The sequence below is a fragment of the Marinobacter lutaoensis genome, assembly GCF_001981305.1.
GTDB classification, from domain to species: domain Bacteria; phylum Pseudomonadota; class Gammaproteobacteria; order Pseudomonadales; family Oleiphilaceae; genus Marinobacter; species Marinobacter lutaoensis.
On the sequence record NZ_MSCW01000007.1, the window covers coordinates 593,742 to 619,335 of the forward strand.

Sequence of the window (25,594 nt, forward strand, 5' to 3'; positions counted from 1 at the left end):
CGGCGCTCGCCGGTCCCTGGAAACGACCTTTTTATGTCGGGAACTTGAACATACCTTCATTTTTCTTATCCTTAGAGGTCTATGTATTTCTGCACTAAGGTTTTATGAGGGGCAAAATCCCAGGGAAACGCGCCATTCGCGCAGTACAGAGTGGCAACAACCCTTAGCAGAAAAAATATTTTTCAAGAAAATCACCCGAGGAGAGGTCAACATGAAACAGTTTACCCGTGCCGCGCTGCTGTGCGCGGCCGTTCTGCCTGGACTGGCCCAGGCCGACGACTGCGGCGAAGTCTCCATCACCGAAATGAACTGGGCGTCGGCCTCGGTGGTCACCAACGTGGCCAAGTTCATCATGGAACAGGGCTACGGCTGTACCGTGTCCGTGGTTCCCTCCGACACCGTACCGGCGATCACCTCGGTGGCGGAGAACGGTGAGCCGGACATCGTGACCGAGCTGTGGCTGAACTCCACCGGCGAGGTGTACGAGCGGCTGGAAGCCGAGGGCAAGGTGGTGCGCGCCGGCAAGGTGCTGGACCCCGGCGGTGTCGAAGGCTGGTGGATTCCCACCTATCTGGCCGAAGCCCACCCCGAGCTGAAAACCATTGACGGCATCCTGGCCCACCCGGAACTGGTCGGCGGCCGCTTCAACAACTGTCCCGACGGTTGGGGCTGCCGGATCGTCAACGACAACCTGGTGCGGGCCCTGGACCTGGAAGGCGCCGGCATCGAGGTGTTCAACCACGGCTCCGGTGAAACCCTGGCCTCGTCCATGGCCGCAGCGGTGCAGAACGGCGAACCCTGGTTTGGTTACTACTGGGGCCCGACCGTGCCGCTGGGCCGCTTCGACATGACCCGCGTCGATCTGGGCGGGTACGACAAGGCCGCCCATGAAGCCAATCAGAACCCGGACAACCCGAACCCGAAAGTCTCCGACTTCCCGGCCGCCCCGGTACTGACGTCCTACACCGCGGACTTCGCCGAACGTGAGCCGGAGGTGGCGGAGATGCTCGGCAAGATGACCTTCCGGACCGACGCCATGAGCAGCGTGCTGGCCTGGAAAGCGGAGAACAACGCCTCCGCCGAGGAAGCCGCCGTGTACTTCCTCACCCACTACAAGGACACCTGGTCCCGCTGGCTCAATGACGCCGCGCGCACGAAGCTGTCCGCCCTGTTCAGCCAGTGAACGTAACCGGCACCGGGCCCGAGGCCCGGTGCCGCCAACCCTGTCCGCTGTCCATTCACCTGGCGTAACCTCGCACAGGAACCTGATAACCCATGGCAACCTACGACTTTTTGTTTTCCTCCCTCGGCCTGGAGGACTGGTGCTCCGAGGGCAAGAGCACCGCGCCCATGTCCATGGCCCAGCTGCTGGCTCGGGCTCGGGGCGATGAGGCCGACGCACCCGGCTCGGTCTGGGACCTGCCCTTCCCTTCCATGGATGCTCTGAACGAAGCCTGCCCGGCGTTTCCCCAATCCCGGGAGCTGACCAAGGGGCTGGAGGAAGGTTTTCTCAACATCAAGGACAGCCTCAGCGTGGTGCTCGACCCCATTACCCAGCCCTTGAGCTGGTTCCTGGACGGCGCCCTCTACGTCATGCTCAACACCCCCTGGTGGCTGGTCATGCCGCTGCTGCTGGCGGTGGTCTACCTGGTGACCCGATCCTGGCGGCTGGTGGGCTTCGTGGCCCTGAGCGTGCTGCTGCTGGCGTTCATCGACCATTACGACTACGCCATGCAGACCCTGGCCATCATCTTCGTGTGCGCCTTTCTGTGCGTGCTGCTGGGCGTGCCGATCGGCATCGCCATGTCCCGCAGCGACCTGATGCAGCGCCTGACCCTGCCGGTGCTGGACATGCTCCAGACCCTGCCGCCGTTCGTGTATCTGATTCCGCTGATCTTCCTGTTCAGTGTCACCGAGTCCAAGCTCTACGGCATCGCCATCATCCTCTACGCCATCGTGCCGGTGATCCGCCTCACCGACCTCGGCATCCGGCTGGTGGACAAGGATGTGATCGAAGCCGCCGATGCGTTCGGCATGACGCCCCGACAGAAACTGTTCAAGGTCCAGATCCCGCTGGCCCTGCCCAACATCATGGCAGGGGTCAACCAGACCATCATGATGAGCCTGGCCATGGTGGTGATCGCCTCGCTGGTGTCGGCACCGGGCCTGGGCGTGCTGGTGCTGCGTGGTATCCGCAACCTGGAACTGGGCGTCGGCCTGGTCTCCGGCCTTGGCATCGTCATCCTGGCGGTGATTCTGGACCGGGTCACCAAAGCCTCCCTGAACCGTATCAACGCCGCACAGAAGCCATGAGGTCGGACCGTGAGCCAAGAGGTAAAAATTTCCATCCGTAACCTGTACAAGATCTTCGGCAAGGAGCCTGACGTGGCCCTGGAGTACGTCCGCCGGGGCATGGGCAAGGCGGAGTTGTTGGAGCGACAGAACCATGTGCTGGGACTGCGGGACATCAACATCGATATCCGCGAGGGTGACATCACCGTGATCATGGGCCTGTCCGGTTCCGGCAAGTCCACCCTGATCCGCCACCTGAACCGGCTGATCGAGCCCACCGCCGGCGAAATCCGGGTCGATGGCCGCGACGTGCTGGCGCTGAACGAGGCGGAACTGCGCCAGCTGCGCCGGGAAACCATGTCCATGGTGTTCCAGAAATTCGCGTTGCTGCCACACCGGACGGTGCTGGAAAACGCCGGCATGGCGATGGACGTGCGCGGCCGGAAACTGGACGACTACGAGCAGGAAGCCCGCCGATGGCTGGCCCGGGTCGGCCTGGAAGGCCAGGAAAACCAGTACCCGCACCAGCTGTCCGGCGGCATGCAGCAGCGGGTCGGGATCGCCCGGGCGCTGGTGTCCAACGCGCCGATCATGCTGCTGGACGAGGCGTTCTCGGCGCTGGACCCGTTGATCCGCTCGGACATGCAGGACCTGTTGCTGGAGCTCCAGGCGGAGCTGAAGAAGACCATTGTGTTCATCACCCACGACCTGGACGAGGCTCTGAAACTGGCGGACCACCTGGTGATTCTCAAGGACGGCGAAGTGGTCCAGCAGGGCGACCCTCAGCACATTCTGCTGAACCCCGGCGACCCGTACATCGTCGACTTCATCGCCGACATCAACCGAGCCCGGGTACTGCGGGTGCGTTCGGTGATGACCACCGAGTTCGATCCGGACGCCCCCTACGCCGGCGACCTGGCCGAAAGCGACAACCTGGAAACAGTGCTGGCCCGCTCCGGAGGCGACACCGCCCGGGTGTTCCGGGTGGTGCGCGACGGGCGCCAAGTCGGCGCACTGGCGATGACCGACCTGACCCGGGCCCTGGTCCCCACGGCGGCGTCCGGCCATCGACACACCTAGGCCCCCGACGCCCGAGCGTCTATGCTGTAAGGAGCACACCAGGACGCGGGGCGCCGGAGCTGGCTATGCGCAAGGGGCTATTGCTGACACTGATCCTGTGGCTCGCGGCCTGCTCCTCCGAGGAGCCGCCGGAGCCCGGGACACGGACCACCGAGGCGGCAGCCGTGGCTGCGGACACGGTCCCGGCCCAGGCCCGGATCGTGCTCGCCGCCGACCCCTGGTGCCCCCACAACTGCGTCGCCGGCGCCACCCCCGAGGGCTACATGATCGACATCGCCCGGGCGGTGTTCGGCGCGGCGGGCATGACCGTGGACTACCAGAACATCAGCTGGGCCCGGTCGCTGCAGCTGGCCCAGTACGGCAAGGTGGACGGGGTGGTGGGGGCCTTCGTCGGCGACGCGCCGGCGTTCGTGTTCCCGGAGGAGCCGGCCGGCTACTCCCGCATCGACCTGTTCACCCGCCCCGACAGCCTCTGGCGCTACGCCGGTACCGACTCCCTCGCGGACCGGGTACTGGTGGTTCTGAACGGCTATTCCTACTCCGCCGAGCTGGACACCTACATCCGCGACCATCAGGATGAGAACGGCCGGGTCTGGGTGCTGTCCGGCCCCTCGCCCCTGGACCGGGCCATCCGGCTGGTGCTTGAGGGCCGGGCCGATGTGCTGCCGGAGGATCGGGACGTCATGCGCTGGACCCTCGCCAACGAGCTGCCGGGGCTTGAGCTCCGTGTCGCCGGCGGCCTGGCGGAGGCCCCCATCTACATCGCCTTTTCCCCCGCCAATCCCCGCTCGCGGGAGTACGCCCGCCTTCTTTCCGACGGCATCCGCGAGCTGCGCGCGTCCGGGCGGCTGGCGCGGATCCTGGATGGCTACGGCGTCACCTGGCCCGCCCCCTGAACCGCCGTGATCGCCTCACCACCGGGGCCTTCCAGGCGCAGCCGTCCCTGTCGGTCGATCCGGGCGTAACGGACCGCCGTCAGCCGTTCGAGAAAATGCTGCTCCTGGTGCATCAGTGCCGGGGCGCAGGCCATGCGGGTGGTGGCCAGCGAGTCCACCGCCAGGCCTTCGCCCGTCAGCTGGTAGCGCCCGGTGAACCGGTTGCAGGAGGCCTGCCCCGCCAGGCGCCCGCCCGACAGGAACGCCAGGGTCACCCGGGAGCGCTCGAGCATGCCGGTGCCGGCCAGGTCGGTGACCTGCCATTCCGCGCCCCGCAGCAACCGCTCGGGGTCGCCGCCGCACCCTTCCAGCACCTCGCCGTCCAGCTGCAGCCGGACCTGCGCCGGGTACTGGGCGCCGGACATGGAGTCCTCGCACAGCTGGCGGGCGATGGTCAGCCGCACGGTGCCGCCGCCGGCAACCAGGGTCTGGCCGTGGTGATTGGCGGTCACGGTGTCGATGGTGAAAGTGTCGGCCCCGCTCTCGGGTTCGAACGGGCGCCGCAGGTGCAGCTCCCCGGGCGTCACCCGAACCTGCCAGAAAGGTTCGTTGCCGTGGCCGGAAAACGGCTGCTCGATGGCTCCCGGCACCAGGCATTCCGGGTAGCGTTCGCCGCCCAGGCTCAGTGTTGCCCGGTCGCCCCGGCTCCAGAACCAGGTGCTGTCGTCCCCCGGCGCCCGGTACCGGGCCCCGGAAGCACTCACCACAGGCTTGAGCAGCACCCGGTGCCCCGGGTAATCCAGCCCGAGCAGGCCGTTGTCGCCGGTTTCCGCCACCGAGAGCGTCAATTGTCCGCACTGGTAGGTGGACGCGGGCACGGAGCCGGCACCGGGGCCGGTGGCGCAGGCAGACATCAGTCCGCAGAGGACCACGACGGGCATCCCTGCAAAGCGTCGTACACTCATGATCTTTCCCTTGATCCGTGAACTGGGCCGTCATTGTAGGCCGACAGGCCGGCCAAGACCATGCTTCAGCCCATGACCAATCCCGGGTATGGTAGCGGTTTCGTCGGACCACGAGGATGACACCATGACCGTGCGGCTCTACCAGTTTGCCATCTCCCATTACAGCGAAAAGGTCCGCTGGGCCCTGGACCACAAGGGCATCCGCTACCAGCCGGTAAACCTGCTGCCGGGCCAGCACATGGCCACTATCCGCAAGCTCACCGGCCAGAGCAGCTCGGTGCCGGTGCTGGAGCACGACGGCGAGATCATCCAGGGCTCCGCCGCCATCCTCGACTATCTCGACGCCACCTTCCCGGAACAACCGCTGACCCCCGCCGACCCGGCGGCCCGGGCGATGGCGCAACGCTGGGAGCAGCGCCTGGACGAGGAGGTCGGGCCGGCGGTACGGACTTGGTCCTACCACTATCTGCTGCAGCGGCCCAAGCTGATGGTACCGATGCTGGCCGCCGGGACACCCTTCTACAACCGGATTCTGCTCAGCCTTGCCTTCAGCCGGGTGGACGAAGCCATGCGCCAGTGGATGAAAATCAACGCCCGCACGGCCGAGGCCGCCGCCCAGACGCTCACCTGCGCGCTCGACGACCTGTCCCGCGCCCTGGCCGACCCGCCCTACCTGGCCGGTGACCGTTTCTCCCGGGCCGACCTGACCGCCGGAGCATTGCTGGCTCCGCTGTTCCTGCCTCCGCAGTACCCGGTGCCCTGGCCGCGGCGCCAACGCCTGCCGAAGGAGATGCAGACCCAGCTGGCCCAGTGGCAGCCCCAGCTCGACCCCATTGCCGATCTCTATCGTCGCCATCGCTGAGGGCGGTGGCGCAAACCGCCAACCGGGCTGGCGCGAAGGGACACTCGTCCCGGCTCCGGCCGTGCGATCATGACAGCCACGACAAAAACAACATCAGGATCGCTCATGGCGCTGATCGACATGATGCAGGCCGTGCTGGAACACAGCGGCCTGCTGCCCCTCTGGCACACCCTGGCCCCCTGGCTGGCGCTGGACGAGCGCCAGCTGATCTTCGTGGTGGCCACCCCCGTGTTCATCGCCGTCACCCTTTGGGAATACGGCAAAATCCGGCACGACCCACGGCGCATGGACCCGCGCGAGGCGGTGCGGAACTTTGCCCTGGGAGCCGGCTACCAGCTCACCGAGCTGCTGTTCGCCGGCGTCCTCGCCTTCCCGGTCTATGCCCTGTGCTACCACCACCGGCTGTTCGACCCGGAGCTGAACTGGACAACCGCCGCCCTGACCTTCCTCGGTGTGGACGTCTGCTTCTACTGGATGCACCGGGCCAGCCACCGGATGCGCTGGTTCTGGGCCGCCCACGTGGTGCACCACTCCTCCGAACGGATGAACTTTTCCACCGCCATGCGTCAGAACGCCACCAACATTTTCAACGGCAACTGGCTGTTCTATCTGCCCCTGGCCTGGCTGGGGCTGAACCCAGTATGGATCGGCGTCGCCTATGCCGGCTCTCTGGTGTATCAGTTCTTCATCCACACCACCCTGGTGGGCCGCCTGCCTCCCTGGCTGGAATGGCTGTTCAACACCCCCAGCCACCACCGGGTCCACCACGGCCGCAACCCTGGCTACATCGATCGCAACTACGGCGGCATCCTGATCCTCTGGGACCGGCTGTTCGGCAGCTTCGTCGACGAGGACGAGAACGCACCGCCGGAATACGGCATCACCCGGCCGGTGCCCTCCAATAACCTGCTGGTGCTGTGGACACACGAATACGTGGACCTGTTCCGGGACATGAGCCGCCCCGGCAGCGTATGGTCTCGACTCGGACACCTGTGGAAACCGCCGGAGTGGCAACGCCCGGCAACCGATAACACAGCAAGGACACCGGGCACGGGCCATGAACGAATACCCGCTGACACTGAGCGCCGCTGACGGCCACCCCATCACCGGCACCCTCTACGCGCCTCCGGCGCCGACGGCGGTGCTGGTCATCAGCCACGGCATGGCCGAACACGGCGGCCGATACGCGGAGCTGGCCCGCTGGCTCGCGGCGCGGGGCCTCGCGGTGATCACCTATCACCACCGGGGCCATGACCCCGACGGCCCGGCCCGAGACCTGGGCCACTACGCCGACCGGGACGGCTGGCGCAAGGTCCTGGCCGACCTGGGCCAGGTCATCACCGAAGCCCGCGCCCGCGTCCCCGGCCGCCCTGTCAACCTGCTCGGGCACAGCATGGGCTCGTTCATCGCCCAGGGTTACGCCCAGGCCCACGGCGAGACACTGGACACCCTCATTCTCAGCGCCACCAACCGCATCCACCGGCCCCAGCTGCGGGCCGCCCTGGCCCTGCTCGGGGTGCTTCGCCGGCTGCGCGGCCAACGCCATCGCAGCCGGCTGATCCAGCACCTGACCTTCGGCCAGTTCAACCGCCGGTTTCGCCCCAACCGCACCGAGGCGGACTGGCTCAGCCGGGACCCGGCCCAGGTGGACCGTTACCTGGCCGACCCCGCTTGCGGCTTCGCCTGCAGCGTCGGGCTGTGGCAGGATTTCCTGGCCGGTATGCTGACCCTGGCGCCTGTGCGCTGGCGCCGCGACCTGCCGGTACACCTGTTCTCCGGCACCGCCGATCCGGTCGGGGAAATGGGCCGCGGCATCCGCCGCCATTTCCAGGCCATCCGGGAGGCCGGCATCGAACGGGTCACGCTGCGGTTGTTCGACGGCGGCCGGCATGAGATGCTCAACGAAATCCACCGAGACGAGGTCTGGTCGTACCTGTTGAGCCTGTGCCGGACCCTGCCCCAGACCACGGACACCGCGATGTTGGAACCCACGCTCTGAGTCATGCCCGACACCCGCATCCCCCAACCCAGACTGCGCCTCAAGGTCGGCAACGAGGTCGCCATGGGCCCCGGCAAGGCACAGCTTCTGGCTTTGATTGACCAACACCGGTCGATTTCCGCCGCCGCCCGGGCCATGGGCCTCAGTTACCGCCGCGCCTGGCTGCTGGTGGAAACCATGAACCGCTGCGCCGTGTCGCCCCTGGTCATGACCGCCACCGGCGGCAGACGCGGTGGTGGCGCCCAGCTGTCGGCGCTCGGCCAGGACACCCTAGCCCGCTACCGGCGCCTGGAGCAGCGGCTGCTTGAGCTTCCGGAGTTCGAGCTGCTGGCCAGCGCCTTCCATAACGCGCCCGATACCGACACCTGAACCACGCCCGGCTTGCGCAACCTCCGGATGCCACCTAGTATCACGCTATCGTTATATACATTTATATATAAGGAATTCCCATGCGCGTGCCCCGGCCCCTCCTGCTTCGCTCCCTTGCCCTGCTCCTGCTGCTGCCGGCCGTCACCCCCGCCGTCGCCGGCGACGTGGCCGTCGCGGTCGCGGCCAACTTCACCGATACCACCCGGGCCCTGGCCGAGCGGTTCGAGGCGGAGACCGGACACACCGTCACCGCCAGCTTCGGTTCCACCGGCAAACTCTACGCGCAGATCCGGAACGGTGCCCCGTTCGATGTCTTCATGGCCGCCGACGGCCGCCGGCCGGCGTTGCTCGAGGACAGCCCGCTGGCGGTCGCGGGTAGCCGCTTCACCTACGCCCGGGGCAAGCTGGCACTGTGGAGCCCGCAACCGGGCACCTTCACCGATGCCGAGCATTACCTGGCCGAGGCCCGTTTTACCCGTCTGGCCATCGCCAATCCCAAAACCGCCCCCTACGGCCTGGCGGCGCAGCAGGTGCTGGAACATCTCGGGCTCTGGGCCCGTCTGCAGCCCCGGCTGGTGCGGGGGGATTCCATTGCCCAGGCCTTCCAGTTCGTTGCCAGCGGCAATGCCCAGGCCGGCTTCGTCGCGCTGTCCCAGGTACGGGCCTGGCCGAACGACGGCACCCTGTGGACCGTGCCCCAAGCGTACTACGCCCCCATTGAGCAGCAGGCCCTCCTGCTGACACGGGGCGCGGACAAGGACGCCGCCAGCGCCTGGCTGGCGTGGCTCCGGGGCGAAACCGCGCTCGCCATCATCCGCTCGTACGGCTACGACGTCGCACCGTGATGCTGGCCGCCGACTGGGATCCGGTCTGGCTGACGCTGCGTCTGGCCACTGTCACCACCGTGCTGCTGTTGCTGGTGAGCACCCCCATCGCGTGGTGGCTGGCCCGCTCCCGGCACTGGCTGCGACAGCCGGTGGCGGCCGTGGTGGCGCTGCCCCTGGTGCTGCCGCCTACGGTGCTGGGCTTCTACCTGTTGCTGGTGATGGGGCCGGACGGCTGGGTCGGCCAGCTGACCCGGGAGCTGGGGCTCGGCCTGTTGCCGTTCACGTTCGAGGGGCTGGTGGTGGCGTCGGTCATTTATTCCCTTCCCTTCGCGGTGCAACCGTTGCAGAACGCCTTCGAGGCGGTGGGCGAGGGTTTTCTGGAAGCCGCGGCGACGCTGCGCGCCGCGCCTTGGGAGCGTTTCCTGCTGGTGGCGGTGCCGCTGGCCCGCAACGGTTTCCTGACTGCGGCGGTCCTGGGCTTTGCGCACACCGTCGGCGAGTTCGGCGTGGTGCTGATGATCGGCGGCAACATTCCCGGCGAAACCAAGGTTCTGTCGGTCGCCATCTACGATCACGTGGAGTCCCTGGAGTACGCCCAGGCTCACGGGCTGGCCGGCGCCATGGTGGCCTTTTCCTTCCTGGTTCTGGTCAGCCTGTACGCCCTCAACGGCCGGGCCCGGACGGGCGCCCTGCGATGACCGGCCCGGACACCGTTCACGCACGTTTCCGGCACGCCTACCCCGGTTTCGAGCTGGACGTGGACTTGACCCTGCCCGGCACCGGAATCACCGCGCTGTTCGGCCATTCTGGCTGCGGCAAGACCACCCTGCTGCGCTGCATGGCGGGGCTGCAACGGGCTCCGGGTGAGATGACCGTGCTCGGCGAACCCTGGCAAACCGCCGGGTTCCACAAGCCCGTGCACCAACGGGCCCTGGCCTATGTGTTCCAGGAAACCCACCTGTTCCCTCACCTTTCCGTGCGCCGCAACCTGGAATTCGGATACCGGCGCACCCCTGCCGGACAGCGACGGATCGTATTCGACGACGCGGTGCACTGGCTGGGGCTGGAGGCCCTGCTGTCACGCATGCCCGCCGGCCTGTCCGGAGGCGAACGGCAGCGGGTGGCCATTGCCCGGGCCCTGCTCACCAGCCCGCGCCTGCTGCTGATGGATGAGCCACTGTCAGCCCTGGACCGGGCCAGCAAGCAGGAGATTCTGCCCTACCTGGAGCGGCTGAAGGATACCCTGGCGATCCCGGTGGTCTACGTCTCACACGCCACCGCCGAGGTGGCCCGGCTTGCCGACCATCTCGTGATGATGGACCGGGGCCGGGTGGTGGCCCAGGGCCCGCTGCAGGAGACCCTGGCCCGCACCGACCCCCCGTTCCGTCTGGACGACGATGCCGGCGTCATCCTGGAGGGCCGGCTCCGCCATCTGGATGAGCACTGGCATCTGGCCCTGTTCGACTTCGGCCAGGGCCAGCTCTGGCTGCGGCATGAAGGTCCCATGCGGCCGGGGGACCGGCTCCGGGTCCAGGTGCTGGCCCGGGACGTCAGCCTGGCGCTGCAGGAACACCGGGACCAAAGCATCCAGAACCTGCTGCCCGCCCGTATCGAGCGGGTGGAAACCGACGTCAGCCCCGGCACCAGCCTGGTCCGGCTGAGGGTCGGTGCCACGCCCTTCCTGTCGCGCCTGACCACCCGTTCGGTGCACCAGCTCGGGCTCAGGCCCGGGCAGGGAGTGTGGATGCAAGTCAAATCGGTGGCGCTGGTGGACTGACATCGGCGGACCGGCATTTGGCCCGTTCCGATGCCCCGCCCGGGGTACCGCACCTGCTAGCCTGATGCCTCCATTGAGGAACAGCACAAGGTGCCCCGTGAACAAGCCGCGAGAATACCCGGTCACCAACGGTGACCTGCACATCCACGCCGTGGCCGAGGGCCCCCGGGGGGCGACCCCCCTGGTCCTGGTGCACGGCTACCCCGACAACCACCGGGTCTGGGACAGGGTCGCCGCGGACCTGAGCCGGGACTTTCTGGTGATCCGCTACGATGTCCGCGGTGCCGGCCGCTCCGGCAAGCCCGGGCGAACCCGGGAGTACCGCTTGGCGCTGCTGGCGCAGGACCTGCGAGCCGTGGTGGACACCCTGATTCCCGGCCGCCCCTTTCATCTGGTGGCCCATGACTGGGGCGCCATCCAGAGCTGGGAGTCGGCCACCGCGCCGGAACTGGCGTCCCGCCTGCGCTCCTACACCGCCATCTCCGGCCCCTGCCTGGATCACGTTGGTTACTGGCTACGGGAACGGCTGGGGGGCGCCCCGGGCCAGGGCGGCACCGCCCAGCTCCTGCGTCAGCTGGGCCGCTCCTGGTACGTGCTGCTGTTTCAGCTGCCGCTGTTGCCGGAGCTGATCTGGCTGGCCGGCCTGGACCGCCTTTGGCCCGCCTACCTGCGCCGGCACGAGGGCATCGCCGACGCCCGTTACCGCACCAGCCAGAAAGCCGACGGCCGGTTCGGCGTCAAGCTCTACCGCGCCAACGTCCTGCCCAGGCTGTTGCGGCCCCGGCCGCGCCGGGCCAACTGCCCGGTACAGGTGATCGTGCCAACCCAGGACGCCTACGTCAGCCCGCCGCTGACCGACTCGCTGGTACGCTGGACCGGCAAGCTGACCCGCCAGGAACTGGACGCGCCCCACTGGGCACCACTGACCCACCCGGAGGCGGTCTGCCGGTCGGTCCGCGCGTTCGTCGCCGCCCACCCGTAAAGCCCCCGGACCGGAACGCAAAAGGCCGCTGCAAGCAGCGGCCTTTGTGGCGGGCGACCGGTTCGGGCACGGCCCCCGGTCAGCGGGTTCCGTACACCACCATGGTTTTGCCCTTGACCCGGACCAGTCCCTGGTCTTCCAGGGTCTTCAGCACCCGGCCCACCATCTCCCGGGAACAGCCCACGATCCGGCCGATCTCCTGCCGGGTGATCTTGATCTGCATGCCATCCGGGTGGGTCATGGCATCCGGCTCCTTGCACAGATCCAGCAGGGTACGGGCCACCCGCCCGGTCACATCCAGAAACGCCAAGTCGCCCACCTTACGGGTGGTCTGGCGCAGGCGCGAGGCCATCTGCTCGCCGATGAAGTAGAGGACCCGCGGGTCCTGCTGGGCAATTTCCCGGAACTTGGTGTAGCTGATTTCAGCCACCTCGCATTCGGTCTTGGCCTTGACCCAGGCGCTGCGGGAATCCATGTTGTCGAACAGCCCCATTTCGCCGAAGAAGTCCCCGGCGTTGAGGTAGGCCATGATCATTTCCCGCCCGTCGTCGTCCTCGATGATGACCGTGACCGATCCCTTGACGATGTAGAACAACGAATCGCTCTTGTCGCCGGCGTAAATGATGGTGCTCTTGGCCGGGTAGCGGCGACGGTGGCACTGCGACAGGAAATAGTCCAGGTGCTTGGTCTTCTGTTCAACCGGCTTGACGATAGTGGCCATGGTGCGGGTCATGCCTCCTCAGCTGCTGACGGTCCGAATACTTGTTGTTTACCCCACTTTCCTTGCGGGTTCGTTAACTTTTCTTCAAAAACAGGGCAACTTATAGCAAGAAGGTGGGTATCCGGCAACCGGAAACCACGCCGGCCTTGACCGGACACCGGCTGCCGCCCCGCCCGCCTCTGTGCTAGCATCCGCCTTCGATATCGCCAACCCCTTGCCATGGAGATCGCGACACCATGAAAGCAACCGTCGACTGGACCGGTAACGCCAGTTTCAGGGCCACCAGTGGCAGCGGCCACAGTGTTCAGATGGACGGCCCGCCCGACCACGGCGGCCAGAACCTCGGCCCCCGGCCCATGGAAATGCTGCTGATGGGGCTGGGCGGCTGCTCCTCGTTCGACGTCATGAGCATTCTCCGCAAGAGCCGGCAGGAGGTGACCGCCTGTCACGCCGAGCTGGAGGCGGAACGGGCCGATGCCGTGCCGGCGGTGTTCACCCGGATCCACCTGCACTTCGTGGTGACCGGCCGCAACCTGAAGGAGAACCAGGTTCGGCGTGCCGTCAGCCTGTCCGCGGAGAAGTACTGCTCCGCCTCCATCATGCTGGAAAAGGCCGGCGTGGAGATCAGCCACAGCTTTGAAATCCGCGACGCGGAGGATTAGTCGGGAGCCCGGCGCGGCCGCGGCCGGCCGGGGGCCGCCAAAATGTATCGCAGGCACTATTCAACGCCATACGCGATGTGCATAATACGCGCCTCATCCACCGGTCTGCGCAAAAGGTGAACAACCTGGTCAGTCGTCGGTGGCGGCCTCGGCGGGGCGGACAGCGTCCGGCTCTCAGATCATCCAACTCCAGAATCCAGAGGGGCTGAGCATGGAAACCAAACTCCAGCTTCACGGTTTCAACAACCTGACCAAATCCCTGAGCTTCAACATCTACGACATCTGTTACGCGCAGACCGAAGAGCAACGCAAGGCATACATCGACTACATCGACGAGATGTACAACGCCGAGCGGCTGACTCAGATCCTCACCGACGTGGTCAAGATCATCGGCGCCAACATCCTCAACATCGCCCGGCAGGACTACGAGCCCCATGGCGCCTCCGTCACCATGCTGATCGCCGAGCACGAGGTGAGCGACGGCAAGGCCGACAACGAGGAGTCCCCGGGCCCGCTGCCGGACACCATCGTGGCGCACCTGGACAAGAGCCATGTTACGGTGCACACCTATCCGGAAAGCCACCCCCACGACGGCGTGAGCACCTTCCGGGCGGACATCGACGTTTCCACCTGTGGCCTGATCTCCCCGCTCAAGGCCCTGAACTACCTGATCCACAGTTTCGATTCGGACGTGGTCACGGTGGACTACCGGGTGCGCGGCTTCACCCGCGACGTGGACGGCACCAAGCACTACATCGATCACGACATCAACTCGATTCAGAACTACCTGACCGAGGACACGCAGAACGCGTACCAGATGATCGACGTGAACGTGTACCAGGAAAACCTGTTCCACACCAAGATGATGCTCAAGGACTTCAAGCTGGACAACTACGTGTTCGGCGTCAACGCCAGCGACCTGGACCCGCGTGAAGCGCAATCCATCGAGGATCGCCTGCGCCGGGAAATGCTGGAGATCTTCTACTCCCGCAACGTCACCTGAACCGTGAACGCCGGCCGCCCGCCTGGGCGGCCGCGTTCCTTCAAAAAATCTGAACAATCCCTCCAAGATTCTCCGTTTTCATCTTGACTCCGGTCGCAGTTCAATATCTCCCCAGACAGTCATCGTTTCTGCACAGGAGATATCGAACATGAAACACATTCTTGTCGTGACCGCGAGCATCTACGGCCAGGACGGTCAATCCTCGCACCTGGTCGAGCAGGCCCTGACGCGGCTGCAAGAAGTTCACGGAGAACTGCGCATCACCCGCCGCGACCTGGCCGCCGAGCCGGTTCCGCACTTGGACGCCGGACGCTTTGGTGCCTTCCTGACCGGCGCCGAGGACCGGGACAACCACCAGCAGCAGGTGGTCGCTTATTCAGATTCGCTGATCCAGGAAATCCGGGATGCCGACATCCTGGTGCTGGGTGTGCCCATGTACAATTTCGGCATTCCCTCGGCCCTCAAGGCTTATTTCGACCACATTGCCCGGGCCGGGGTGACCTTCCGGTACACCGAGAACGGTCCGGTCGGCCTGCTGGAAGACCGACCGGTCTACATCCTGGCGGCCCGCGGCGGCCTCTACGCCGGCACCCCGAACGACACCCAAACCCCGTACCTGCGCACCTTCCTCGGCTTCCTGGGCCTGAAAGACCTGCATTTCATCTACGCCGAAGGTCTGAACATGGGCGAGGAACAGAAATCCCAGGCCCTGGCACGCGCCCGGCAGCACATCGCCGAGGTCATCGGCTGATCCGGCCGGCAGGAGGTCCACCATGGCAGAACGTGCCGTCACACACACCATCATCGCCCGGGAAACCTCCGACGGCGCCGGCGTCCGCATCCGCCGTTCCCTGGGACAACGCCCGTCGGCGCGTCTGGATCCGTTCCTGATGCTGGACGAGTTCGGCTCGGCGGACGCGGCGGACTACATCGGCGGCTTTCCACCCCACCCGCACCGGGGCTTCGAGACGGTCACCTACATGATCGAGGGCCACCTGCTGCATGAGGATCACCTGGGCAACCGCGGCGAGCTGCGCAGCGGCGGCGTCCAGTGGATGACCGCCGGTCGCGGTATCATCCACTCGGAAATGCCCCAGCAGGAGGAGGGGCTGATGCGGGGCTTCCAGCTCTGGCTGAACCTGCCGGCGCGGGACAAGATGACCGCGCCGGGCTACCGGGACCTGCAGCCGGAGGATATCCCGGTGATCCCCCTTGACGGCGGCCGGGTCCGGCTCATTGCCGGTACCCTGGCCCTGGCCGGCCAGACGCACCGCGGCCCGATACAACGCCCCGGCACCGAGCCCCTCTACGCCGACCTGGACCTGCACCCTGGCGGCCAGATGAACCTGCCGGTGCCCGCCGGCCACAACGCCTTCCTCTATCTGTACGAGGGGCAGGCTCACCTGGCCGGAACGCCCCTGGCTCGCCACGCGGCCAGTGTGCTCGGCACCGGCGACCGTGTCAGCGTGACAGCCGGCGACGCGGGCGCCCGGGTGCTGCTGGTGGCAGGCCGGCCGCTGGCGGAGCCGGTGGTGCAGTACGGTCCGTTTGTGATGAACACCGAGGAGGAGATCCAGCAGGCCCTGCGCGACTACCGCGACGGCACCCTGGCCCGCTAGCTCAGGCGTAGGCGCGCCGCAGCAGCAGTCGCTGGATAATCGGGCGGACGATCAGATCCAGCGCCAGCCCCATCTTGGGCCCGGGGATCACCAGGGTATCGTGACGGGACAGCTGGCTGCCCGGGATCAGTTGCAGCAGGCGCACGAAGTCGATCTCGGTGGGGTCCCGGAAGCAGATGACCACCATGCTCTCGTCCTCGCTGGGTACGTCTCGGACCACAAACGGGTTGGAGGTGTCCACCAGCGGCACCCGCTGGAAGTTGATGTGGGTGTGGGAGAACTGGGGCACGATGTCGTGCACATAGTCCTCCATCCGGTTGATGATGGTCTGTACCACCGCTTCCTGGCTGTAACCGCGCTTGTGGGTATCCCGGTGGATCTTTTGAATCCATTCCAGGTTGACGATCGGCACCACGCCGATGAGCAGGTCGACGTACTGGGCGATGTTGTACGCATCGCTGATCACGCCGCCGTGCAGCCCCTCGTAGAACAGCAGGTCGGTGTCCGCCGGCAACGGCCCCCAGGGGGTGAAGGTGCCCGGCTTGTGCCCCTCGGCGATGAGGTCATCGTCCTCGTCGTGGACATACTGACGGTAGCGGCCGTTGCCGGTGTGGCTGTAGTCGTAGAACAGGGCTTCGAGCTTGTCGATGTGATTGGCGGCCAGGGCGAAGTGGTTGCGCTCGCCAAACTGGCCCTTGGCGGCGAGGCGGGCCATCTGCTCCCGGTTGTAGCGGTGAAAACTGTCGCCGCTGACCATGGCGGCGTTGATGCCTTCGCTGGCGAACAGGCGGCTGAAGGTGTGGCCGGTGGTGGTGGTACCGGCACCACTGGAGCCGGTCACCGCGATGATCGGATGACGCTTTGACATGACGGGCTGATCCCAGACTCAGAGAAGGCTGTCGAGGGAGCGGGGTTTTTCCACCACGAATCCCTGGGCGTAGTCCACGCCCAATTGCCTCAGGATATCGAGAACCTCACGGGATTCAACCTGGGAGGCGATGACTTCCCGGTTCATGTAATGCGCCATGTCCACCATGGAACGCACCACCGCCCGGTCCGTCTCGCTGCTGTTCAGCTGGTTGGTGAAGGCACTGTCGATTTTGATCAGGTCCACCGGCAACGTCCGCATGAAGTGGAAGGAGTTGGGACCGGCCCCGAAATTGCCGAGGCAGAACCGGCACCCCAGCTCCTTCATTTCAACCATGAACTCGGCAACGCTGTCGAGATCGCTGATGGCGGAAGCCTCGGTCAGGCCGAACCAGAGCCGTTCAATCGGTGCCGTTTTCTCGCTCAGTTTTTCGTAGATGAACTCCAGCAACGCCTGATCGTTCAGGCTGTGTCCGGAGATGTTGATGCACACGCCCCCCAGGTGCCTAGGGTCCGGCCGCCGCTCGCGCAACCAGTCCAGCATGTGCCCGACCACCCAACGGTCCACCGCCTGCATCCGATCGTAGCGTTCCGCCATGCGGACGAAATCGTGGCCGGTGATCAGAGTGCCGGCATCGTCGTACATGCTGATCAGGATTTCGTACTGGGGCGACATCGCCGTTTTCGGGTGCAGCGGGATGATTTTCTGGCAGCGCAGAAGCATCCGCTCCTCGTCCAGATCGCCGAGGCTGGCCACCCGGGCCGCGATCTGCTCCTGCCGGGCCTGGTCGGAGGCATCCGGGGTGAACGCCACCACCTTGCCGGGCCCCTGCTGCTTGGCCTGGGCCAGGGCCTGTTCCGAGGCCCGTAACCAGCGCTCGGCGTTGACCAGGGCCGGGAACGCCGGCACCACGCCGGCACTGGCCGATACCGGATAGCGCCGGCCACCGAACTGGAACGGCGCGGCCTCGATGGCCTGAATCAGGCCGGTCGCGGAGTCCAGCGCGGTTTCTGCCGGCACCAGCATGGCAAACTCATTGCCGGCCAGGCGCGCCACCGGCATACCGTCCCCCACGTGTGTCCGCAGCAGGTCCGCCACCTGTTTCAGGGCGTCGTCGCCGGCCTGATAGCCGGCGGTGTCGTTAAGAATACGGAAGCGCCGCAGATCCAGTCGCACCAGGGCCCGTTCATCTTCCCGCCGGGCCAGCTGCTGGTCCAGCATACGCTCGAACTCGCGCCGCCCCAGCAGGCCGGTCAGCTCGTCATGGGTCGAAGCCCAGGACAGCTGATCGTAGACCTTGCGCACCATCCGGTCGATGCTCTCGTCCACCAGCGGCCGCTCATACTGGCTGTCGGGCACGATGATGCCCTTGCGCATCTGCCGGGCCAGCTGTTCAAGCTCCAGCTCCACCACCCGCATGCCCTGATGGTTCACAAACACGAAGCGGCTGAACCCCCGGGCAATCCATACCAGGCGGATGTACTGGGGCTGCTCCGGATTTTCCTGGTCACGCAGCCAGTCACCGGTGCGCAGCTGCTGGGCCCGGTTCATCCAGCGCTGCAGGCTGCGTTGCTCCCGTTCCGACAGGCTTGCCTTGGGGTCGGCCTCGGGCCGGGCGGCGGGGATTTCCACCATTTCCGGCGTCTGGTCCGGGCGCCGGACCAGGAACTGTTTCAGCTCATCGCGAATCTGCGACGATGGCAGGTGGTTGCTGGAAATCGAGGCCAGGCCATCCTGGATCACCCGCAGCAACTCCGGCAGGTTGATGTTGCTGTCCGGGTCGTCCGCGTAGGTCAGCAGCGAGTCGATGACCGCCAAATAGTCCTGCCACAGCTGACTGTCCGGCCCCTGCCGGATCCAGGTCAGAGACAGCAGGTCCCGCCAGCCGCCGTCGAGCAGGCTCAACAGGGCCCGGGGCACCCGGCGCCCGGCCAGGCGCTGGTCCAGCACCTCAGCCACCGCCTGCTTCGATTCGGCCACTTTCTGGGCGCCCTCGGCCGCTGCGGTCACCCGCTCGACATTGCGCCGGTAGACCAGGTTCTGGCGGTCGATCAGGGTGTCCAGTTCCGCCACCGTCTGCTCGAACACCCCGGTGTCCTGCTGGAATTCGGTGGCGATCTTCTGAATCAGCTCTTCCACGCGACGACGGACCACCGGGTTCACCCGCCCGCCCTTGACCCCGAGTTGGGCCAGCCGGTCCATGACGCCCCGCACGGGGCTGCCCTGGTCGTCGAAGAAGGAGGGGTCGCGCATCACCACTTTCAGCACCGGCACCTCCAGTTGCCGGATCAAGGTCTGGGCGTAGTCGCTCAGTTTCGGACTTTCCACCACGCTCTTGAAGAAACGGTCGACCACGTCCAGGGTCTGCTGCTGCTCCTCGTCGAGCCGGTAGTCACCACTGGCGCGCACACGCTCGACCACCCGCTGCAACAGCGACTCGTCTGCGGCCGGCGCCTCGGCAGCCTGGAGCTGGAGTTCCTGCAGCTCGCGCTGGAGTTCGCCGGTGGACAGGGGACGGGCATGGGCGGGGAAGGCCACCGGCGCCTGGTCACCCCGGGCCCGACGGCTGGCCGTCAGGGTGGACACCAGGTTCCTGACGGTGGCGAACGCGGTCTGGGCCGCTTGAGCATACCCCCGGAAGGCCTGGCCGGCGGCACTGGTGTCGGTGGCGGCCGGGCGCACCGGCGCCGCCGGTGCGGTCACGCCCTCGGAAGCCGGCTCGGGTGCTTCACGCCGTGGTGGCGGCGGATTGGCCGGTTCCGACTCCGCCTTCTTCACCGACTTTTCACTCAGATACTTGCTCAGGTCCAGGTCCGGCAGCACTCCGTGCCGGATCAGAATGTTGTTCAGCTCCTGGTAGAGGGGCCCCAGCTGCTGCAGGACAGTCTGCTCGAAGGACTTGAGGCACACCTTCTCGACCTCGCGGGACAGTTTCAGTTGTCCCAGCCCGGCATGAAAGGCCTCGCACACCAGCGCCGGCCCGAGCGGGTTGTGGTGGCCGGTGGCGTTGGCAACCCCCAGCTTGTCCAGCCGGAGCTTGAGTTGCAGCAGGTCACCCCGGTACAGGGTATCCGCCTTGGTCACCATGACCCTCAGGGTAAGCCAGTCCTCGAACTCGCCCTTGTCCACCACCGACAGCTCCGCACCGGGGAAGCCCCGGGAAGCGGGCTTGAGCGGCGACTCCAGATGCCGGGACATCGGGTGCCAGATCACCCGCTGGCGACTCTGGATCTGGCCCGTGGCGTCCATGTAGTCGTTCGCCAGCTGGTCGCTGGCCGCTTTGTGGGCCGCCTGTTTCAGGGCCTCGACCATGGCCGGGAAGGCCGCCGCCATCAGCGGTTCGATGTACTGGACCATCGCCTTGGCGCACTGGTGCAGCACGAACTGGGTGCGGTCGTTGGGCGCCCGCAGCGAGGCGCGCTCCAGGTTGCGCGAGCCGCCACACTGCTGCAGCATGGCCGCCACCGCCTCCGGATTGGGTTGGGTGAAATGCACGCCCATGGCCCCCTCGATGCGGCGGGCCAAGCTGACACTCAGCTCATAGCGCTGGTGACCGTCGAGGCTTCGGAAACGGATGATGAATTCGGGGCGGGACGCGACGGCCAGAGCCTGCTCCAGCTTCCGGGAAGTGTCTGCGGAATAGCGGACAAACAGCCCTTCCGCGCAAAAATCGGCAATCTGGCACGGCCAAGTCTCGCCGGTGCCCAGATCGATCTGGGCGGCAAGCTTGATGGGCTGGCGGGGACTGCTTCGACGTTCTCTTGAATCCATGAACACCCTGATCTCTCGCACTACCGGCGCGGGCGCATCCCGGGCCGGTCACGTCCCTGGCACATAGGCCGACAGCACCGGACAGGCTTGGAAATCCGGGTCACGCCCAGGTGACCTGGTCTCCGGCGGGCAATGGGTCACAGTATACACCCGACCCCTAGCCACAGCTTAGTCAGATCTATCCCCTTTTGCTACTGATCCCCGGGTTACAGCAACTTGAAGAAGACCTTCGAATTTCTCTGGGTGTTATAGGACGCCAGCTTGGGCCCGGGCAGGGACTGCACGCTGGTGGGCTGGAACCCCCGCTCGCGGAACCAGTGCTCGGTCTGGGTGGTCAGCACGAACAGCTTGTGGATCCCCAGGCCCCGGGCCAGTTTCTCGATCCGGGCCAGGAGCTCATCACCCCGGCCAGCCCGGCGGTAGGCCGGATCCACGGCGAAACAGGACAGCTCCCCCGCGCCCTCCTCCGGGTAGTGATAGAGCGCGGCACAGCCGACGATGGTGCCATCCCGCTCGGCCACCACGAACCGGTCGATTTCCGTCTCCAGCATTTCCCGGGAACGACGCACCAGAATGCCTTGTTCCTCCAGCGGCTGGATCAATTCCAGGATACCGCCGATATCCTCCACCCGGGCCTGGCGGATCTGCTCGTAGTTGTCGCTGCTGACCAGCGTGCCGGAACCGTCCCGGGTGAACAGTTCACTCAGCAGCGCGCCATCCTCGATGTAGCTGATGATGTGGGCCCGGCGCACCCCCTTGATGCAGGCGTCGCAGGCCGCCTTGAGCAAGTCCGCGTCGTGGCCGGTCACCACGCCGGCGGCGAGCCGTTCCGAGGCCTGACGGGTGGTGAGTTCGCGGATCAGGGAGCCGTCCGCCTCCAGCACCCCCTGGTCGTCGATGAACACGATCAGTTTCTCGGCCTTGAGCGCCATCGCCACCTGGCTGCCCACGTCCTCGTAGGACAGGTTGAAGGCGTCCCCGGTCGGTGAGTAGCCCATCGGGGGCAGCAGCACGATGTGGCCCAGTTCCAACAGCCGACCGATGCCCTCGGCGTCGACCCGGCGGACCTTGCCGGTATGACCGAAGTCGATGCCATCGAGCACGCCGACTGGCCGCGCCGCCACATAGTTGCCGCTGCTGACCCGAATCCTGGCGTTGTGCATCGGCGAGTTGACCAGCCCCATGGACAGCTGGCTTTCCAGGTAGGCGCGCAGGCCGCCGATGGCTTCCATCACCAGCGGCAGGTGCGCTTCCGGCGTGATTCTCAGGCCCCGCACGAAGGTGGACTCAACGCCGGCGCCATCCAGCCGTGCCTGGATCTGCGGACGGGCGCCAAAAGCCACCACCAGGCGAACACCGAGGCTGCTGAGCAGGGCAATGTCGTGGATGATGTTGATGAAATTGCCATGGGCGATGGCGTCGCCGGGAATGGTCAGCACCACGGTCCGGCCCCGGTGGGTGTTGATGTAGGGAGATGAGTGCCGGAATCCGTGCAGCCAGTCGTTCGATTTCAAGTCCGGTTCTCCGTTACAGGCAGAATTGCTCGATCAGTCCACGCAACAGGCGCACGGTGGGAGCCAGCTGCGACAGTTCCAGGTACTCGTCCGGCTGGTGGGCCTGGTCAATGGAGCCCGGTCCCATGACCAGGGTTTCCATGCCCAGCTTCTGCAACCAGGGCGCCTCAGTGGCGAAAGCCACCGCTTCGGCGGTGTGTCCGGTCAGCCGTTCACAGGCCTGGACCAGGGCCGCGTCCGGCGGGGTTTCAAACGGCGGCACGCCGTCGAACAGGGGCTCGAACAACAGCGACAGGCCACGCCGTTCCGCCACCGGCCGCACCCGCGCCAGGATGGCCTGCCGCAGGGCCTGCATGTCCATCCCCGGCAACGGCCGCAGATCGAAATGCAGCTCGCACTGACCACAGATGCGGTTGGGATTGTCGCCACCGTGGATGCAACCGAGGTTGAGCGTCGGCACCTGAACATCGAAGTTCGGATTCCGGTACTGCTGCTGCCACCGGCTGCGCAGATCCAACAGCTCCGTCAGCGCCTCGTGCATCCCTTCCAGAGCGTTGCGGCCCAGATCAGGATTGGAGGAATGCCCGGACAGGCCCTCGAATCGCAACCGCTCCATCATGATGCCCTTGTGCATACGGATCGGACGCAGTCCCGTGGGTTCGCCGATGATAGCATAACGGGCCCTGGGGCGACCTGCCTCCGCCAGGGCCCGGGCCCCGTTCATGGAGGTTTCCTCGTCGGCGGTGGCAAGGATGATCAGCGGCTGCCTGAGGGGGCGGTCGACGTAGTGCCGGGCGGCTTCGATCGCCAGGGGGAAGAACCCCTTCATGTCGCAGGTACCCAGCCCGTACCAGCGACCGTCCCGTTCGGTGAGGGTAAAGGGGTCGCTGCGCCAGCGCTGCGGGTCGAACGGCACGGTATCGGTGTGCCCCGACAGCACCAGCCCCCCCGGGCCTGGCCCAGGGTGGCGACCAGATTGAACTTGCCCGGCAGGTCGGGGACCGCCAGCACCTCCACCACGAACCCGAGGGACTCCAACCACTCCGCCAGGGTCCGAACCACCGCCTCGTTGCTGTGATCCCAGTCCGGCGAGGCGCTGCTGATCGACGGCAGCGACACCAGTCGCGCCAGCATCTCCCGTAACGGCGGCAGCCCCTGCCCGCCCCGCACTCCGTGTGCCATGATTCACCTCCGCGCGGGTCCGGCCCGCTTCTAGTGCGACCGCCCGGGACGCCCGATTTCCAGACGACTCACCGCCCGTCTCAGGATGGGATAGACCACTTCGCCACCCGCCATCCGCCGGGCCACGCTCAGTTCCCGTTCGTCGACGGCGTCAAGCCGGCCCTCGACCACCTTGCCGGTATCCAGGGTGACCCGGATCCGGTAACCCAGCCAGGCATCGGCATCGGCCAGAGGCTGCTCGGACCAGCCTTCCCGGTCCGGGGCTCCGGCCTCCGGTGGCGGGCTGCCAGGCCCGACCACGGCCTCCGGCGGCGACGTCGACGGCGGCAGCGCCGTCAGGTACAGGCCGGGGACCGCCCTGCCGTTGTAGCTGACCGGCCACGCGGCTCCCTCCCCGGCGTCCGCCCGCACCGGAATGCCCCACCAGGGTCGGGACGGCCACAGGCTCAGAGTCAGCTCGCCCCCCTCCAGCAACCACTGCCGGTACAGCGCCCGCAGTGGCTCGCTGGCCGCCACCCCCCGCGCCCGCAGCCCGGCCGCCAGTGCCGCGGTCACCCGATCGGCCCAGGCCTGGGGTTCAAGCCCGGTTTCACGGGCACAGTAAGCGGTCACTCGCCGCATCAGGCCACCATCACGCAATGTCACGGTCATGGCATTGGCGGTGCTGGACAGAGTGGCGGACGGCTGGCGCACATTCAGCCGGGCTCCGGGCCAGACCAGTTCCAGGCTGCCGACGCCGGCGGTGTTCAGCTCCGCCCGCACCCCGTCGGCGTCCTGCCGGATCAGGGCCTCGCCCGCCAAGCCAGTGATGCCCATGCGCATCAAATCGCCACTGCCGAGCTGTTGCCGGGTGTCCGGGGCACAGGGCAGCACCATCAGGGCCGGCCGGCCCTGGCCATCCTCGCCATCGGCGGTGACCCAGTTCCGCAGCAGGTTGGCATCCAGCACCAGCCCCAGGCCTTCCGCCTGCAGCGTCCACGACAGCGGCAGGTCGGCAGGATCCAGCAGTGCCCGCAGCAGCGCCAGGGGCGAGCCGGCGTCGAACACCACGCGGCCGAACGCCAGGGGTTGGGTCAGACGGAAGTCCTGCCAGTAACCGTCGCTCAGCACCAGGTGCCCGTCGAGTCCGGAACCGATACGCCCCCGGGACAGCACGCCCTGGTGCTCCAGTGCGGAGCGTGCCTCGGCCATGCGCTGGTCCGTCAGCCACCAGACGGCGGCCTTGAAGCCGGCGAAAGCCAGCAGGAGCAGCAGAACCAGCGTTGTCAGCAGGCGTTTCATCCGGAAACTCCTTGGCAGGACTCAGTTGCGGGAGATCAGGGTGCCCACGCCCTCATCCGTGAAGATTTCCAGCAGGCAGGCATGGGCGACCCGGCCGTCGATGATGTGGGACGTCCGGACACCGTTTTCCACCGCGCTCAGGGCACAACGGATTTTCGGCAACATGCCGCCGTGGATGGTGCCATCCTCAATCAGGGCGTTGACCTGCTGGGCGGTAAGCCCGGTCAGGACCTCGCCCGTCTTGCTCTTGAGACCGGACACGTTGGTCAGCAGAATCAGCTTTTCCGCCTTCATCGCCTCGGCCACCTTGCCGGCCACCAGATCGGCGTTGATGTTGTAGGAGGCGCCGTCCGGCCCGACCCCGATCGGGGCGATCACCGGGATGACGTTGCTCCGGGTCAGCATGTCGATCACATCCACGTTGACGCTGGCGACTTCGCCGACGTGACCAATGTCGATGATCTCCGGCCGCTCCAGTTCGGGCGAGCGGTTCACCACTTCCAGCTTGCGGGCGCGGATCAGGTTGGCGTCCTTGCCGGTCAGGCCGACCGCCGTGCCGCCGTGGGCATTGATCAGGGAGACGATTTCCTTGTTCACCTGCCCCCCGAGCACCATCTCCACCACATCCATGGTCTGGGCGTCGGTGACCCGCATGCCGTTGACGAAGCGGGACTCGATGTTCAGGCGCGACAGCAGCTCGCCGATCTGGGGACCGCCGCCATGCACCACGATGGGGTTGATTCCCACCAGCTTCATCAGCACCACATCCCGGGCGAAGCTGCTCTTGAGCTCTTCGTTTTCCATGGCGTTGCCGCCGTACTTGATCACCACGGTCTTGCCGGTAAACCGTTGGATGTACGGGAGCCCCTTGCTCAGTACCGAAGCGACCTGCATGGCCGTATCACGATCAAGCGCCATTTTGTTCCTTACCTTCCAGTTGAATCG

General features: G+C 66.4%; 23 protein-coding genes and 1 pseudogene. 16 read left to right on the top strand and 8 right to left on the bottom strand.

Features of this window, described 5'->3' with window-relative positions; genetic code table 11:
* Nucleotides 1-211: 211 nt before the first annotated feature.
* The 4 genes from BTO32_RS12415 (at nt 212) to BTO32_RS12430 (ending at nt 4,268) form a co-directional block, all read left to right on the top strand.
* Nucleotides 212-1,183, top strand: a complete 972-nt coding sequence (locus tag BTO32_RS12415) for an ABC transporter substrate-binding protein (protein ID WP_076724936.1) — start codon at nt 212-214, stop codon at nt 1,181-1,183.
* A gap of 92 nt (nt 1,184-1,275) precedes the next feature.
* Nucleotides 1,276-2,313, top strand: a complete 1,038-nt coding sequence (locus tag BTO32_RS12420; RefSeq protein ID WP_076724937.1) for an ABC transporter permease — start codon at nt 1,276-1,278, stop codon at nt 2,311-2,313.
* A 9-nt stretch (nt 2,314-2,322) separates the two neighbouring features.
* Nucleotides 2,323-3,372 (top strand): quaternary amine ABC transporter ATP-binding protein, encoded by a 1,050-nt coding sequence (locus tag BTO32_RS12425; RefSeq protein WP_076724938.1) that lies wholly within the window; start codon nt 2,323-2,325, stop codon nt 3,370-3,372.
* A gap of 65 nt (nt 3,373-3,437) precedes the next feature.
* Nucleotides 3,438-4,268 (top strand): substrate-binding periplasmic protein, encoded by an 831-nt coding sequence (locus BTO32_RS12430; RefSeq protein ID WP_076724939.1) that lies wholly within the window; start codon nt 3,438-3,440, stop codon nt 4,266-4,268.
* Here BTO32_RS12430 and BTO32_RS12435 read toward each other — a convergent pair.
* Nucleotides 4,241-5,212 carry an META domain-containing protein gene (locus BTO32_RS12435; RefSeq protein WP_076724940.1) on the bottom strand — a complete coding sequence of 324 codons (972 nt, stop codon included), beginning with the start codon at nt 5,210-5,212 and terminating at the stop codon, nt 4,241-4,243. The two genes, BTO32_RS12430 and BTO32_RS12435, sit on opposite strands and share 28 nt — an antisense overlap.
* 124 nt (nt 5,213-5,336) lie before the next feature.
* Between BTO32_RS12435 and BTO32_RS12440 the strand changes: the two genes are divergently transcribed.
* From BTO32_RS12440 to BTO32_RS12475, 8 genes are all read left to right on the top strand, one after another.
* Nucleotides 5,337-6,074 carry a glutathione S-transferase family protein gene (locus tag BTO32_RS12440; protein WP_076725101.1) on the top strand — a complete coding sequence of 246 codons (738 nt, stop codon included), beginning with the start codon at nt 5,337-5,339 and terminating at the stop codon, nt 6,072-6,074.
* A 105-nt stretch (nt 6,075-6,179) separates the two neighbouring features.
* On the top strand, nt 6,180-7,166 hold the full coding sequence (locus BTO32_RS12445) for a sterol desaturase family protein (RefSeq protein ID WP_076724941.1): 987 nt from the start codon (nt 6,180-6,182) through the stop codon (nt 7,164-7,166).
* Nucleotides 7,132-8,073: an alpha/beta fold hydrolase gene (locus BTO32_RS12450; protein ID WP_076724942.1), complete on the top strand. Its 942-nt coding sequence runs from the start codon at nt 7,132-7,134 to the stop codon at nt 8,071-8,073. Before BTO32_RS12445 ends, BTO32_RS12450 begins: the two co-directional genes overlap by 35 nt.
* Nucleotides 8,074-8,076: 3 nt before the next feature.
* A complete protein-coding gene (locus BTO32_RS12455) occupies nt 8,077-8,442 on the top strand; it encodes a winged helix-turn-helix domain-containing protein (RefSeq protein ID WP_076724943.1) in 366 nt (121 codons plus the stop codon).
* 80 nt (nt 8,443-8,522) lie between these two features.
* Nucleotides 8,523-9,287, top strand: coding sequence for a molybdate ABC transporter substrate-binding protein (gene modA / locus BTO32_RS12460; RefSeq protein WP_084206841.1), 765 nt, complete (start codon nt 8,523-8,525; stop codon nt 9,285-9,287).
* Nucleotides 9,287-9,967: a molybdate ABC transporter permease subunit gene (modB, locus tag BTO32_RS12465; protein ID WP_076724944.1), complete on the top strand. Its 681-nt coding sequence runs from the start codon at nt 9,287-9,289 to the stop codon at nt 9,965-9,967. Before modA ends, modB begins: the two co-directional genes overlap by 1 nt.
* Nucleotides 9,964-11,046 carry a molybdenum ABC transporter ATP-binding protein gene (gene modC / locus BTO32_RS12470; RefSeq protein WP_076724945.1) on the top strand — a complete coding sequence of 361 codons (1,083 nt, stop codon included), beginning with the start codon at nt 9,964-9,966 and terminating at the stop codon, nt 11,044-11,046. The genes modB and modC overlap by 4 nt, the downstream gene beginning before the upstream one ends.
* A 97-nt stretch (nt 11,047-11,143) precedes the next feature.
* Complete coding sequence (locus BTO32_RS12475; protein WP_245820325.1) at nt 11,144-12,028, top strand: alpha/beta fold hydrolase; 885 nt, start codon at nt 11,144-11,146, stop codon at nt 12,026-12,028.
* Between the two features lie 79 nt (nt 12,029-12,107).
* On the opposite strand, the gene crp is transcribed toward BTO32_RS12475, so the two are convergent.
* The gene (gene crp / locus BTO32_RS12480; protein WP_007153756.1) at nt 12,108-12,749 is read right to left on the bottom strand and encodes a cAMP-activated global transcriptional regulator CRP; all 642 of its coding nucleotides are present in this window, start codon (nt 12,747-12,749) and stop codon (nt 12,108-12,110) included.
* 236 nt (nt 12,750-12,985) lie between these two features.
* Here crp and BTO32_RS12485 point away from each other — a divergent pair, with 236 nt between their 5' ends.
* From BTO32_RS12485 to BTO32_RS12500, 4 genes are all read left to right on the top strand, one after another.
* A complete protein-coding gene (locus tag BTO32_RS12485) occupies nt 12,986-13,411 on the top strand; it encodes an OsmC family protein (RefSeq protein ID WP_076724947.1) in 426 nt (141 codons plus the stop codon).
* A 211-nt stretch (nt 13,412-13,622) separates the two neighbouring features.
* Nucleotides 13,623-14,414 (top strand): adenosylmethionine decarboxylase, encoded by a 792-nt coding sequence (speD, locus tag BTO32_RS12490; protein ID WP_076724948.1) that lies wholly within the window; start codon nt 13,623-13,625, stop codon nt 14,412-14,414.
* 148 nt (nt 14,415-14,562) lie between these two features.
* Nucleotides 14,563-15,165, top strand: a complete 603-nt coding sequence (locus BTO32_RS12495) for an FMN-dependent NADH-azoreductase (protein ID WP_076724949.1) — start codon at nt 14,563-14,565, stop codon at nt 15,163-15,165.
* Nucleotides 15,166-15,187: 22 nt separating this feature from the next.
* Nucleotides 15,188-16,033, top strand: coding sequence for a pirin family protein (locus tag BTO32_RS12500; protein WP_076724950.1), 846 nt, complete (start codon nt 15,188-15,190; stop codon nt 16,031-16,033).
* Between the two features lies 1 nt (nt 16,034).
* On the opposite strand, the gene BTO32_RS12505 is transcribed toward BTO32_RS12500, so the two are convergent.
* The 6 genes and pseudogenes from BTO32_RS12505 to argB all read right to left on the bottom strand — a co-directional run bounded on the left by BTO32_RS12505 (nt 16,035) and on the right by argB (nt 25,567).
* Complete coding sequence (locus BTO32_RS12505; RefSeq protein WP_076724951.1) at nt 16,035-16,901, bottom strand: phosphoribulokinase; 867 nt, start codon at nt 16,899-16,901, stop codon at nt 16,035-16,037.
* A gap of 18 nt (nt 16,902-16,919) precedes the next feature.
* Entirely contained in the window at nt 16,920-20,672 is a 3,753-nt protein-coding gene (locus tag BTO32_RS12510) for a DUF1631 family protein (RefSeq protein ID WP_076725103.1), read from the bottom strand.
* A gap of 206 nt (nt 20,673-20,878) precedes the next feature.
* Nucleotides 20,879-22,186 (bottom strand): amino-acid N-acetyltransferase, encoded by a 1,308-nt coding sequence (gene argA / locus BTO32_RS12515; RefSeq protein WP_076724952.1) that lies wholly within the window; start codon nt 22,184-22,186, stop codon nt 20,879-20,881.
* Between the two features lie 13 nt (nt 22,187-22,199).
* Nucleotides 22,200-23,368: pseudogene (gene argE, locus BTO32_RS12520) on the bottom strand (acetylornithine deacetylase).
* Between the two features lie 30 nt (nt 23,369-23,398).
* The gene (locus BTO32_RS12525) at nt 23,399-24,649 is read right to left on the bottom strand and encodes an alpha/beta hydrolase family protein (RefSeq protein ID WP_076724953.1); all 1,251 of its coding nucleotides are present in this window, start codon (nt 24,647-24,649) and stop codon (nt 23,399-23,401) included.
* Nucleotides 24,650-24,670: 21 nt separating this feature from the next.
* Nucleotides 24,671-25,567 carry an acetylglutamate kinase gene (gene argB, locus BTO32_RS12530; RefSeq protein ID WP_076724954.1) on the bottom strand — a complete coding sequence of 299 codons (897 nt, stop codon included), beginning with the start codon at nt 25,565-25,567 and terminating at the stop codon, nt 24,671-24,673.
* Between the last annotated feature and the right edge of the window lie 27 nt (nt 25,568-25,594).

Bases quoted from the DNA above. Each gene is read 5' to 3' on its own strand.
- BTO32_RS12510 (WP_076725103.1), bottom strand. From the start codon at position 20,672: ATGGATTCAAGAGAACGTCGAAGCAGTCCCCGCCAGCCCATCAAGCTT.
- BTO32_RS12455 (WP_076724943.1), top strand. From the start codon at position 8,077: ATGCCCGACACCCGCATCCCCCAACCCAGACTGCGCCTCAAGGTCGGC.
- BTO32_RS12415 (WP_076724936.1), top strand. From the start codon at position 212: ATGAAACAGTTTACCCGTGCCGCGCTGCTGTGCGCGGCCGTTCTGCCT.
- BTO32_RS12500 (WP_076724950.1), top strand. From the start codon at position 15,188: ATGGCAGAACGTGCCGTCACACACACCATCATCGCCCGGGAAACCTCC.
- BTO32_RS12435 (WP_076724940.1), bottom strand. From the start codon at position 5,212: ATGAGTGTACGACGCTTTGCAGGGATGCCCGTCGTGGTCCTCTGCGGA.
- modC (WP_076724945.1), top strand. From the start codon at position 9,964: ATGACCGGCCCGGACACCGTTCACGCACGTTTCCGGCACGCCTACCCC.
- modB (WP_076724944.1), top strand. From the start codon at position 9,287: ATGCTGGCCGCCGACTGGGATCCGGTCTGGCTGACGCTGCGTCTGGCC.
- BTO32_RS12440 (WP_076725101.1), top strand. From the start codon at position 5,337: ATGACCGTGCGGCTCTACCAGTTTGCCATCTCCCATTACAGCGAAAAG.
- BTO32_RS12495 (WP_076724949.1), top strand. From the start codon at position 14,563: ATGAAACACATTCTTGTCGTGACCGCGAGCATCTACGGCCAGGACGGT.
- BTO32_RS12505 (WP_076724951.1), bottom strand. From the start codon at position 16,901: ATGTCAAAGCGTCATCCGATCATCGCGGTGACCGGCTCCAGTGGTGCC.
- BTO32_RS12420 (WP_076724937.1), top strand. From the start codon at position 1,276: ATGGCAACCTACGACTTTTTGTTTTCCTCCCTCGGCCTGGAGGACTGG.
- modA (WP_084206841.1), top strand. From the start codon at position 8,523: ATGCGCGTGCCCCGGCCCCTCCTGCTTCGCTCCCTTGCCCTGCTCCTG.
- BTO32_RS12485 (WP_076724947.1), top strand. From the start codon at position 12,986: ATGAAAGCAACCGTCGACTGGACCGGTAACGCCAGTTTCAGGGCCACC.
- crp (WP_007153756.1), bottom strand. From the start codon at position 12,749: ATGGCCACTATCGTCAAGCCGGTTGAACAGAAGACCAAGCACCTGGAC.
- BTO32_RS12525 (WP_076724953.1), bottom strand. From the start codon at position 24,649: ATGAAACGCCTGCTGACAACGCTGGTTCTGCTGCTCCTGCTGGCTTTC.
- BTO32_RS12430 (WP_076724939.1), top strand. From the start codon at position 3,438: ATGCGCAAGGGGCTATTGCTGACACTGATCCTGTGGCTCGCGGCCTGC.
- BTO32_RS12445 (WP_076724941.1), top strand. From the start codon at position 6,180: ATGGCGCTGATCGACATGATGCAGGCCGTGCTGGAACACAGCGGCCTG.
- speD (WP_076724948.1), top strand. From the start codon at position 13,623: ATGGAAACCAAACTCCAGCTTCACGGTTTCAACAACCTGACCAAATCC.
- argB (WP_076724954.1), bottom strand. From the start codon at position 25,567: ATGGCGCTTGATCGTGATACGGCCATGCAGGTCGCTTCGGTACTGAGC.
- BTO32_RS12450 (WP_076724942.1), top strand. From the start codon at position 7,132: ATGAACGAATACCCGCTGACACTGAGCGCCGCTGACGGCCACCCCATC.